Consider the following 11043-nt stretch of genomic DNA (forward strand, 5'->3'; position numbering starts at 1 on the left):
CGCCCCCCCCCGCGCGTCAGATGTGGTCGCTTCTCCCACGCCGTAGCTTCTAACTCACCACAACGTGCGCGCATCGAGGTCCGGCGCGCCAAACCTCTCCGGCTCACTCCGTAACCGTCGGCGCGCGGCCTCCGCCGCGGCGGCGGCGGGGTTGGGGCGCGGGGAGGGGGCCTTCGTCGGACGGGTAGCGCTCCAGCGCCACCACCCGGCCGCGCTCCCGCGCCAGCGCCAGCGCGCCGGCCTTGAGCTTGAGCGCGCTGTCGCCGAACAGCTCCCGCCGCCAGCCCTTGAGCGCCGCCACGTCCGACTGGTCGTCGCCGGCGATGCGCTCCAGATCCTCGACGCTCGCGATGATCTTGGCGGCGACGCCGTTCTTCTCGGCGATCATCCTGAGCAGCACCTTGAGAAGCTCGACCGTCGCGCCGCTCATGGGCGAGGCGCCGCGGTCGCGCTCCAGCGGCGGCAGGTCGGCGGGATCGCGGGCGAGGCCGAGCGCGACCGCCTCCAGGATCTCCTGCCCCGCGCGGGAGCGCTCGTAACCGCGCGGGAAGGCGCGCAGCGACCCCAGCGCCTCGACCGTCTTGGGTGCGCGGGTCGCGACCTCCAGCAGCGCGTCGTCCTTCAGGATGCGAGAGCGGGGCACGTCGCGCCCCTGCGCCTCGCGCTCGCGCCAGGCCGCCACCTCCATCAGCACCGCGAGGTCGCGGGGCTTCTTCACCCGCGAGCGGAAGCGCCGCCAGGCGTCGTCCGGCTCGGAGGCGTAGGTGGCGGGGGAGGTGAGCGTCTCCATCTCCTCGCTCAGCCAGTCGGCGCGGCCGCGCTTGGCGAGGTCGGCGGACAGCCTGGCGTAGACCGTGCGCAGATGCGTCACGTCGGCGATGGCGTACTCCACCTGCTCGTCGGACAGCGGACGGCGGCTCCAGTCCGTGAAACGGGAGGACTTGTCGAGCGTGACGCCCGCCGTGCGCTGCACCAGCTGGTCGTAGGAGATGGAGTCGCCGAAGCCGAGCACCATGGCCGCGACCTGGGTGTCGAACACCGGCGCCGGCACCAGCCCGGCCAGATGGTGGAAGATCTCGATATCCTGTCGGCCGGCGTGGAACACCTTCAGCACCGTCTCGTCCGCCATCAGCGCGAACAGGGGCGCGAGGTCGATGTCGGGCGCCAGCGCGTCCACCACCACCGGCCCCTCGGCGTCGGCGATCTGCACCACGCAGAGCTTCGGCCAGAAGGTCGTCTCGCGCAGGAACTCGGTGTCCACGGTGACGAAGTCGGCGTGGGCGAAACGCGCGCAGGCGGCGCGAAGGTCATCGGTGGTCGTGATCATCATCTTGGACATCGCATATAGCGGAGTCGGGCGCGCGAGTCTGTGGCGCCGAGGGCGCGACCTCCGTGTAAGGTTGACGGCGCACGACCACGGCGGGGCGGCCGCGCCGAAGAGACGGTGAAGCCCGCAAAACTTGACAGGCCCGGCGCCGCCATGCCGTGGTCCCGCGACTTTTTCCGCCCGCCGCCGAACGATCCCGGGACCATTCCACGTGACGATGCATCGCTACCGCTCCCACACCTGCGGCGCGCTCCGGTCCGCGCATGTGGGCGAGACCATCCGGCTGTCCGGCTGGGTCCACCGCGTGCGCGACCACGGCGGCGTGCTGTTCATCGATCTGCGCGACCATTACGGCCTGACCCAGGTGGTGGCGGACCCGGACAGCCCGGCTTTCGCGCTGGCCGAGACCGTGCGCGCCGAATGGGTGATCCGTGTCGACGGCCTCGTGCGCACCCGCCCGGCCGGCACCGAGAACCCGGAGCTGCCCACCGGCGAGGTCGAGGTCTACGTCAAGGAGATCGAGGTGCTCGGTCCCGCGGCGGACCTGCCGCTGCCGGTGTTCGGCGATCAGGAGTACCCGGAGGAGACGCGGCTCAAGTACCGCTTCCTCGACCTGCGGCGCGAGAAGCTGCACCGGAACATCATGACCCGCGGTGCCATCATCGACGCCATGCGCGCCAAGATGAAGGCCGGCGGCTTCTTCGAGTTCCAGACGCCGATCCTGACCGCGTCGAGCCCCGAGGGCGCGCGCGACTTCCTGGTGCCGAGCCGCATTCATCCGGGCATGTTCTACGCCCTGCCGCAGGCGCCCCAGCAGTACAAGCAGCTGCTGATGATGAGCGGTTTCGACCGTTACTTCCAGATCGCGCCCTGCTTCCGCGACGAGGACCCCCGCGCCGACCGTCTGCCGGGCGAGTTCTACCAGCTCGACCTCGAGATGAGCTTTGTGGAGCAGGAGGACGTCTTCGCCGCCATTGAGCCGGTGATCACCGGCGTGTTCGAGGACTTCGCCGCCGGCAAGCCCGTGACCAAGAACTGGCCGCGCATTCCCTATGCGGACTCGCTGCGGAAGTACGGCACCGACAAGCCGGACCTGCGCAACCCGATCGTCATGCAGGACGTGTCGGAGCATTTCCGCGGCTCGGGCTTCAAGGTGTTCTCGCGCCTGCTGGAGACGGAGGGCCATCAGGTGTGGGCCATCCCCGCGCCCACCGGCGGCAGCCGCGCCTTCTGCGACCGCATGAACTCCTGGGCCCAGAGCGAGGGCCAGCCGGGCCTCGGCTATGTGATGTGGCGCGACGGCGGGGAGCCGGCCGCGACCATCGACACGACCAATCTCGACACCAGCCTGCTCGCCTATCTCGATCCGAAGCGCCTGGCGGAGTTCTCCAGCCGCTATCAGAAGATCGACGGCGCCGGCCCGATCGCGAACAACATCGGCCCGGAGCGCACCGAGGCCATTCGCCAGCAGCTCGGCCTCGGCGCCGGCGACGCCGCCTTCTTCGTGGCGGGCGATCCGGCGAAGTTCGTGAAGTTCGCGGGGCTCGCCCGCACCCGGGCCGGCGAGGAGCTGAAGCTCGTGGACCACGACCGGTTCGAGCTGGCCTGGATCGTGGACTTCCCGTTCTACGAGTGGAACGAGGACGAGAAGAAGGTCGACTTCTCGCACAACCCGTTCTCCATGCCCCAGGGCGGCATGGACGCGCTGACCGGGCAGGACCCGCTCACCATCAAGGCGTTCCAGTACGACATCGCCTGCAACGGCTTCGAGATCGCGTCCGGCGGCATCCGCAACCACCGGCCGGAGGCCATGGTGAAGGCGTTCGAGCTCGCGGGCTATGACGAGCAGACCGTGATCGACCGGTTCGGCGGCATGTACCGCGCGTTCCAGTACGGCGCCCCGCCCCATGGCGGCATGGCGGCGGGCGTGGACCGCATCGTGATGCTGCTGACGGGCGCGCAGAACCTGCGCGAGATCTCGCTGTTCCCCATGAACCAGCGCGCCGAAGACCTGCTGATGGGCGCCCCCGCTGCGCCGACCCCGAAGCAGCTGCGCGAACTCCACCTGCGCCTCAACCCGCCGCAGAAGTAAGCGGCGTCGTTCGTCGGCCTTTTCCAGCGGGGAGAGGTCGACGGGCGAGGCGAGGGATGACGAGGCTCTAACCTCCTTTCAGACGCCCCATCGTCATGCCCGAGCTTGTCTCGGGCATCCACGACTTGCCCCGCGCACGCCGTCGTCCGGCGCGAAGTCGTGGATACCCGCGCGAAGGCGCGGGCATGACGGGGCTTGGACCGCGCCCTCAGCGCATTCCAGATGGCGTCCGGGCGGCGCCTCGCCTCGTCCGCTCAGTTCGTGCGGCTGGTGATGGTCACGTCGAGCGCCTGCGCGAGGCCTTCGGGGCCGAGCCGGGCGAGCTGGATCAGGTTCAGCAGCGTGGCGTCAGCGCGGGGCAGGATGTTGGCCTCAAGCTTGCCGCCGCCGCGCAGGAACAGGCCGAGCGCGGTGGCCGAGGACTGGGCCGTGGGGCCGAGCACGGCGGTGAGCCGCGTCTCCGCATCGGTGGTGAAGCTCTCCCGGAAGTCGTCGAACGTGGAGCCGCGCGCCTTGGCGCCGGCGGCGAAGGCGGCCGCCACGCCGCCATGGTCCGTCACGCGCAGCGCGATCGGGCGCAGGGCCACGCGGGAGAACTTGTCCACGAACTCACCGCCAGTCTCGATCGCGAGCGCCGGGTCCACATTGGCGAGCGTGCCTTCGAGATGCACGTCGGCGATCTCCGGGTCGCTGTAGTCGAGCCCGTTCACGGTCAGCACCTGCGAGCTCGGATCCAGCGAGACCGACAGGCGGAAGGTGAGGTTCAGCCGCTCCACGCCCGCGTCCTTGAGGTAGGGCGAGTACCAGCGGTCCTGCGGCGCGGGCATGGTGAGGTTCGTCACCCGCACGCCGGCGCGGTTCGGAAGCTCCTCGGCGTCGCCGCGCGCGCCGCTGCGGATTTCGCCCACCTTGAGCGCCCAGTCGCCCTCGGTCCAGGCGCCGGTCTTGAGGTTGGCGCGGCCGAGCCGCGGGAACAGCTTCAGCATGTCCTCGGGCAGCGGCGTGGTGGTGAGCAGGATCTCGTCGCGGCCGATGCGCTCGGCGTAGGCCAGCAGCCCGCCGGCGTCGATCCGCTCCAGATTGGCCTCGTCCGCGCTGACGTCGCGCTCGCCCTGCCGCGTCTGCGCGCCGCGCAGGGTAACGCGCTCCAGAGCCGCGTCGGCGTAGCCGATCACCTCGATCAGCGCCGCGGAGGCCGCGATCCGGTCGCGTCCGGGCGGCGAGGCCTCGAGCACGGCCTCGGTCGCGGCCACGCGCCCGAAGGCGGCGGCGCGCAGGCTGTCGGTGAGGAACATGATCTGCTGGCGGGTCTCGGCCGGCGTCAGCGGCTCGTCGCGCTGGGCCCTGTCCTGCGCCAGCTCCAGCGTGACCGCCCGGTGAAGCAGGGCGCGGATGCCGACCTTCTCCAGCTCAAGCCGGTCGGCGCCGGCGCTGACGTCGCCGCCGAGCTTCGTCGGCGAGCGGACGGCCAGTTGCTCGATCACGGCCCGGTCGATCGCTGGTTCGCGCTCGCCCGCGCCGTCGCCGGCGAGGAACCGCAGCAGCGCCGGCAGGCTGACGCCGTGGAAGGTCTGGCGGCCGGTCGAGACCTGCAGACCCTTGGGCGCCCCGTCGCGGCGCGAGGGCACGGTGACGTCGAGGCTGTCGGCGGTGGCGCGGCTCACCACGCCGCTGTCGACGCGCTCGAAGGTCAGGCCGGCGAGCGTGCGGTCGGCGCCGACGCGGGCGTTCGTCATCGTGATCACGGGCGCGGAGGCGCCGCTGGCGGAGACGCCGGCCGCGATGTCGGCCTGGGTGCGGGTGGCGTCGCCGCCGCCGGGCGCGCTGACGAGCCCCTGCGCCGGGCCGGAATAGTCGCGCACCTCGATCGTGGGCACGCGCACGGTTTCGTTGCCGATGGCGATGACGAGGTTCTCGAACCGGATCAGATCCGCCGTGACGCGCTCGTCGAGCGAGGTGGGGCGCACGATCGCGAGGCGGTCGATGCTGACCTTGGCGCCGGCGTCGCCCGGCGTCTCGACGCTGATCGCGTTCACGAACACGGTGCGGGAGCCGAGATCGACGCTGACCGCGCCGCGGTTCGCGACCGCCGTGCTGCGCACCCGGATGTCGTTCAGCGCCTTGTCCACCTGCCGCGCGGCGTACCAGTCCGCGGCGCGGGGCAGGGCGGCGACGCCCGCGAGCCCGAGGACCGCGACCACGCAGGCGGCGATGATGAGGAGGCGTCTCGTCGTCATGGCGGGGCGGTCTCCGGGACAGGGTCGATTCGGCGGCGCAGCGTCATGGTGAACGAGCGGGCGGCGCGGATCGATCCGTCATGGGGGCGGGTTGATGACGCAGGCGTTCGGCGGCATGGTGCGCCGCGCCTTCAGGCGCCCGCCGTCCCCCCGAAAGCCCCGTTCGAGACCGCATGACCCAGACCTTCATCTGCATCCGCTGGGGCGCTCTCTACGGGCCGGACTACGTCAACACGCTCTACGGCATGATCGCGCGCAACACCGCGCGGCCCATGCGCCTCGTCTGCTACACCGACGATCCCGCCGGCGTGCGGCCGGAGGTGGAGTGCCATCCGCTGCCGCCGATCGACCTGCCGCAGACCCACATGTGGAAGCCGTGGCGCAAGGTGTCGCTGTGGGCGAAGACGCTGCCGGGCCTGACCGACCGCGCGCTGTTCATCGATCTCGACGTGGTCGTCACCGGCGACATGGACGCCTTCTTCGACTACGCCCCCGAGGCGGATTTCGTGGTGGCCGAGAACTGGACCCAGAAGGGCAAGGACATCGGCAACACCTCGGTCTACCGCTTCGACGTCGGCTCCCACGTGGAGATCTACGACCGGCTGATGCGCGATCCTGCGGCGGTGGTGAACGCCTATCCCAACAGCCAGACCTACATCTCGCGCATGATCGGGCCGAAGACGTTCTGGCCGGCGCCGTGGTGCGTCAGCTTCAAGCACAGCCTGATGCCGCGCTGGCCGCTCAACTTCGTGAAGGCGGTGGAGCTGCCGGACGACGCCCGCGTGGTGTGCTTCACCGGCCAGCCGAACCCGGACGACGCCCGCGACGGCCGCTGGCCGGCGAAGGGCCTGAAGAAGCTCTACAAGCACGTGCGGCCCACGCCGTGGATCGCCGAGCACTGGCGCGGGTGATCCGTCGCGAAAGTTGAACGCGCGACGAGCAGAAACATGCGCGGAACGGGCCCACTCGGGCGCCCGCGTCGTTGAACTTTTCTGAAAATCACCCTAGGCAAACGCTGAAGCCGTGCGCAAACGCCGCACCATACGAACGGTGTAAAACCGCTTCCGGGAGGGACGCGAATGCCGATCCAGATGTCCGAAGACCTGCGCACCGGCGCCCTGGTGTATCACCGGGGCTCCTCCGTCACCGGCGCGCGTCCGGGCAAGATCGAGATCCAGGCCACCAAGCCGCTCGGCAACCAGCGCGATCTGGCGCTCGCTTATTCGCCGGGCGTGGCCGCGGCCTGCGACGCCATCGCCGAGGATCCGGACCAGGCGGCGGAGCTGACCGCCCGGCAGAACCTGGTGGCGGTGCTCTCCAACGGCACGGCGGTGCTGGGGCTCGGCGACATCGGCCCGCTCGCCGGCAAGCCGGTGATGGAGGGCAAGGCGGTCCTGTTCAAGAAGTTCGCCGGCATCGACGTGTTCGACATCGAGGTGGCGGAGAAGAACGCGGAGCGCCTGATCGAGGTGATCTGCGCGCTGGAGCCCACCTTCGGCGGCATCAACCTCGAGGACATCAAGGCGCCCGAGTGCTTCGAGGTGGAAGAGGCCTGCAAGGCCCGCATGGGCATTCCCGTGTTCCACGACGACCAGCACGGCACGGCGATCATCGTGGCGGCGGCCATCACCAACGGGCTTGAGCTCGCGGGCAAGCGGCTGGCCGACGTGAAGATCGTGACGTCGGGCGCGGGCGCCGCGGCGCTCGCCTGCCTCAACCTGCTGGTGACGCTGGGCGCCCGGCGCGAGAACATCTGGGTCACCGACATCGAGGGCGTGGCCTATCTGGGCCGCGAGGCGCTGATGGACCGCTGGAAGGCGGTCTACGCGCAGGACACCGACAAGCGGACGCTCGCCGAGGTGATCGACGGCGCCGACGTGTTCCTCGGCCTGTCCGCCGGCGGCGTGCTGAAGCCCGAGATGGTGAAGCGCATGGCCGAAAAGCCCATGATCCTGGCGCTCGCCAACCCGACGCCGGAGATCATGCCGGAGGTGGCCCGTGAGGCGAGCCCCGGCGCCATGATCTGCACCGGCCGCTCGGATTTCCCGAACCAGGTCAACAACGTCCTCTGCTTCCCCTACATCTTCCGCGGCGCGCTGGACGTGGCGGCGAGCACCATCAACGAGGAGATGAAGGCGGCGGCGGTGCGCGCCATCGCCGCGCTCGCCCGCGAGCCGTCCTCCGACGTGGTGGCCCGCGCCTATGGCGGCGAGACCCGCCTGTTCGGACCGGAGTCGCTGATCCCGAGCCCGTTCGATCCGCGCCTCATCCTGCGCATCGCCCCGGCCGTCGCCCGCGCCGCGATGGAGAGCGGCGTGGCCCGCCGGCCGATCGCGGATTTCCGCGCCTACGAGGACCAGCTCAACCGCTTCGTGTTCCGCTCCGGCTTCGTGATGAAGCCGGTGTTCGCCTCCGCCAAGGCCGCGCCGAAGCGGGTGATCTACGCCGACGGCGAGGACGAGCGGGCGCTGCGCGCCGCCGAGGTGTCGATCGAGGAGGGCATCGCGACGCCGGTCCTCATCGGCCGCCCCCATGTGATCGAGGTGCGCGCCAAGCGCTGGGGCCTCACCTTCGGCGCCGGCGACGTGGAGATCATCAATCCCGAGGACGACCCGCGCTACCGCGACTATGTGGCGCTCTATCTGGAGCGCGCCGGGCGCCGGGGCGTGACGCCGGATCTCGCCCGCACGGTGGTGCGCACCGACACCACGGCGATCGCGGCGCTCGCGGTGGTGCGCGGCGACGCCGACGCCATGATCTGCGGCCTCGAGGGCCGGTTCCACGAGCATCTGGAGACCATCGACCAGATCATCGGCCGCTCCGCCGGCGTGCCGGACTATTCGGCGCTGTCGCTGCTGATCACGGCCCGGGGCGTCCACTTCCTCACCGACACCTACGTCACCGCCGATCCGGACGCGAACAGCGTGGCGGAGAGCGCCATCGCGGCGGCCCGCACGGTGGAGCGCTTCGGCATCGCGCCGCGGGTGGCGCTTCTGTCGCACTCCACCTTCGGGTCCCACGACACGCCGTCGTCCCGCAAGATGCGCGAGGCGCTGTCGATCATCCGCGCCCGCGCGCCGGGGCTCGAGGTGGACGGCGAGATGATGGCGGACGTGGCGCTGACCCCGGCGCTGCGCGAGCGGCTGCTGCCGGGCTCCACCCTCACCGGCGAGGCGAACCTGCTGGTGTTCCCCAATCTCGACGCCGCCAACATCAGCGCCCAGCTCATCAAGGCGGTGTCGGACGCGCTGCCGATCGGCCCGATCCTGGTGGGCGCGGATCGGCCCGCGCACATCCTGACGCCCTCGGTGACGGCGCGCGGCGTGGTGAACATGACCGCGCTCGCGGTGACCGAGGCCCAGGCGATCGGCGGCGCCGTCGCGGCGGGTTAGCCGCCCGTTAAGCCTATGCCCGCCATAAGAAACGCGGAGGCGCACGTGTCGCGTGGTGCGCGCCTCCGTGGGAGAGGGCATCGGCGTTGCAGGGCGTCACATCGTGGAGACAGGCGCTGGGAGTCGGCTTCGCGCTGATCGCGGCGCCGGTTCTGACGCTCAATGTCCTTCTCGCCGCCAACCTCATCACGGCCGCGCAGACCGAGACCGACGGCCTGTCGAACGACGTGCTCTCGATCGTGGAGCACCGACTCGACAGCATCGTGGAGACGCTGGTCGACGTGGCCGCCCGGGCCGCTCCCTCCTGCGAGCCCGCCCGGATCGAAGCGCTCAAGGACGCCGCCTTCCACGCCGGATGGGCGGCGGACATCGCCGTCATCGGCCCGGACGATGCGCCCGAATGCTCCGCCTTCGGCACCGCGGGCCCGCTGAGGCGGCTCTCGCCCGAGCATGACGCCTTCGCGCCCGACGTGACGGTGTCGGCGGTGGAGATCGCCGCCTCCCGCGCGCCGGCGCTCGCGGTGACGTGGCGGGCCTCCATCGGCGGCGGCGGCTACCGGGCGGTGGTGTCGGCGGACAAGCTCGCCCCTTCCGTCATGCGCAGCATCGTCTCCGCAAACTTCCTGATGCGCGTCAGCGTGCCGAACGGCGGCCTGCTGCTGGAGCGCTTTCGCGACCCGAACGGCGTGCGCTCGCCGTCCACGTTCATCCGCTCGCTGTCCTCCACCGCGATCTCCGAGCGCTATCCGCTCACCGTCGACATCATCACGCCCGGGGCGGCGCTGGTGGCGGCGAACCGCGGCCTGTTCGTCTACGCCAACATCGGCGGCGTGCTCGTCGGTCTGCTGTTCGCGCTGATCTACGCCATGATCACGTTTCGCGGCGGCGGCCCCGTGCGCGAGATCGCCGACGGGATCCGGCGCGGCGAGTTCGAGCCCTATTACCAGCCGGTGATCGACATCGTGTCCGGCAAGCTCATCGGCTGCGAGGCGCTGGTGCGCTGGCGGCGGAGGGACGGCGTCATCCCGCCCGGTCGCTTCATCCCGCTCGCGGAGGCGAGCGGCGAGATCTACCCCATGACGCTCGCGGTGATGACCAAGGCCCGCGACGATCTCGGCGCGCTCTACGGGCGCCTGCCGCATCTGGAGCTTGGCTTCAATCTGGTCGCCGGCCACTTCGACAATCTCGACATCGTGGACGACGTGCAGCGCATCTTCGACGGCTCGCCGATCCGCATGAGCCAGCTCATGTTCGAGGTGACCGAGCGGCAGCCGCTGCAGAACATCGCCCGCGCGCGGGTGGTGATCTCGCGGCTCCAGCAGCTCGGCGCCCGAGTCGCGCTCGACGACGTGGGCACCGGCCATGGCGGCCTGTCCTACCTGCTGAAGCTCGGCGTCGACGTGATGAAGATGGACAAGATGTTCGTGGACGCCATCGGCACCGAGCGCTACTCGGTCGCGATCGTCGACAGTCTCGTGAAGCTCGCCGCCGACATGCGGCTGGAGTTGATCGCCGAGGGCGTCGAGACCTTCGAGCAGCTGCAGTATCTGCGCCAGAAGGGCGTGCGGGTGGCGCAGGGCTACGTGTTCGCGCCGCCGCTGCCGGCCGCGTCCTTCCTCCAGCTCGCCGACGCCATGCACCCGGCGCACGAGACGCGCGCCGCGGTGGACGCGGACGACGCCGCGCCGTATGTGGGTCCGCTTCGCATGGCGAAGATCGGCTGAAGGAACAATGCGCCAGACGCGCCCGCGGCCTCTAGCCGAGGCCGGCCTTCCGCCTAAATGAAGCCGTATTGGACAACGGGAGCCTGGACGCACATGAAGAAGATCGCCACTCTCACCCTCGTCGCCGGCCTTGGCCTCGGTCTGGCCGCCTGCGGTGAAACCCGCAACGAACGCACGCTCTCGGGCGCCCTGATCGGCGCGGGCACCGGCGCCGCCATCGGCGGTCTCGCCACCGGCCGGGCCGGCGGCGCGCTGGTGGGCGGCGTGGTCG

Annotated in this window: 6 protein-coding genes; 4 read left to right on the forward strand and 2 right to left on the reverse strand. The window is 70.7% G+C overall.

Going from position 1 to position 11043, the window contains the following annotated elements:
• Positions 1 to 103 precede the first annotated feature (103 nt).
• Entirely contained in the window at positions 104 to 1330 is a 1227-nt protein-coding gene (gene rnd, locus ACFQ4O_RS11100) for a ribonuclease D (protein ID WP_378775760.1), read from the reverse strand.
• Between the two features lie 214 nt (positions 1331 to 1544).
• Between rnd and aspS the strand changes: the two genes are divergently transcribed.
• Entirely contained in the window at positions 1545 to 3419 is a 1875-nt protein-coding gene (gene aspS / locus ACFQ4O_RS11105) for an aspartate--tRNA ligase (protein WP_378775765.1), read from the forward strand.
• A 254-nt stretch (positions 3420 to 3673) separates the two neighbouring features.
• Here the strand turns inward: aspS and ACFQ4O_RS11110 are convergent, their stop codons facing one another.
• Positions 3674 to 5656: a hypothetical protein gene (locus ACFQ4O_RS11110; RefSeq protein ID WP_378775761.1), complete on the reverse strand. Its 1983-nt coding sequence runs from the start codon at positions 5654 to 5656 to the stop codon at positions 3674 to 3676.
• A gap of 173 nt (positions 5657 to 5829) precedes the next feature.
• Here ACFQ4O_RS11110 and ACFQ4O_RS11115 point away from each other — a divergent pair, with 173 nt between their 5' ends.
• The 3 genes from ACFQ4O_RS11115 (at position 5830) to ACFQ4O_RS11125 (ending at position 10772) form a co-directional block, all read left to right on the forward strand.
• Complete coding sequence (locus ACFQ4O_RS11115) at positions 5830 to 6567, forward strand: hypothetical protein (RefSeq protein WP_378775762.1); 738 nt, start codon at positions 5830 to 5832, stop codon at positions 6565 to 6567.
• Between the two features lie 168 nt (positions 6568 to 6735).
• Positions 6736 to 9048 (forward strand): NADP-dependent malic enzyme, encoded by a 2313-nt coding sequence (locus ACFQ4O_RS11120; RefSeq protein WP_378775763.1) that lies wholly within the window; start codon positions 6736 to 6738, stop codon positions 9046 to 9048.
• 86 nt (positions 9049 to 9134) lie between these two features.
• Entirely contained in the window at positions 9135 to 10772 is a 1638-nt protein-coding gene (locus tag ACFQ4O_RS11125; RefSeq protein WP_378775764.1) for an EAL domain-containing protein, read from the forward strand.
• The last annotated feature ends 271 nt before the right edge of the window (positions 10773 to 11043 follow it).

The organism is Methylopila musalis (genome assembly GCF_042679725.1).
GTDB lineage: Bacteria > Pseudomonadota > Alphaproteobacteria > Rhizobiales > Methylopilaceae > Methylopila > Methylopila musalis.

Bases quoted from the DNA above. Each gene is read 5' to 3' on its own strand.
- rnd (WP_378775760.1), bottom strand. From the start codon at position 1,330: ATGATGATCACGACCACCGATGACCTTCGCGCCGCCTGCGCGCGTTTC.
- aspS (WP_378775765.1), top strand. From the start codon at position 1,545: ATGCATCGCTACCGCTCCCACACCTGCGGCGCGCTCCGGTCCGCGCAT.
- ACFQ4O_RS11110 (WP_378775761.1), bottom strand. From the start codon at position 5,656: ATGACGACGAGACGCCTCCTCATCATCGCCGCCTGCGTGGTCGCGGTC.
- ACFQ4O_RS11115 (WP_378775762.1), top strand. From the start codon at position 5,830: ATGACCCAGACCTTCATCTGCATCCGCTGGGGCGCTCTCTACGGGCCG.
- ACFQ4O_RS11120 (WP_378775763.1), top strand. From the start codon at position 6,736: ATGCCGATCCAGATGTCCGAAGACCTGCGCACCGGCGCCCTGGTGTAT.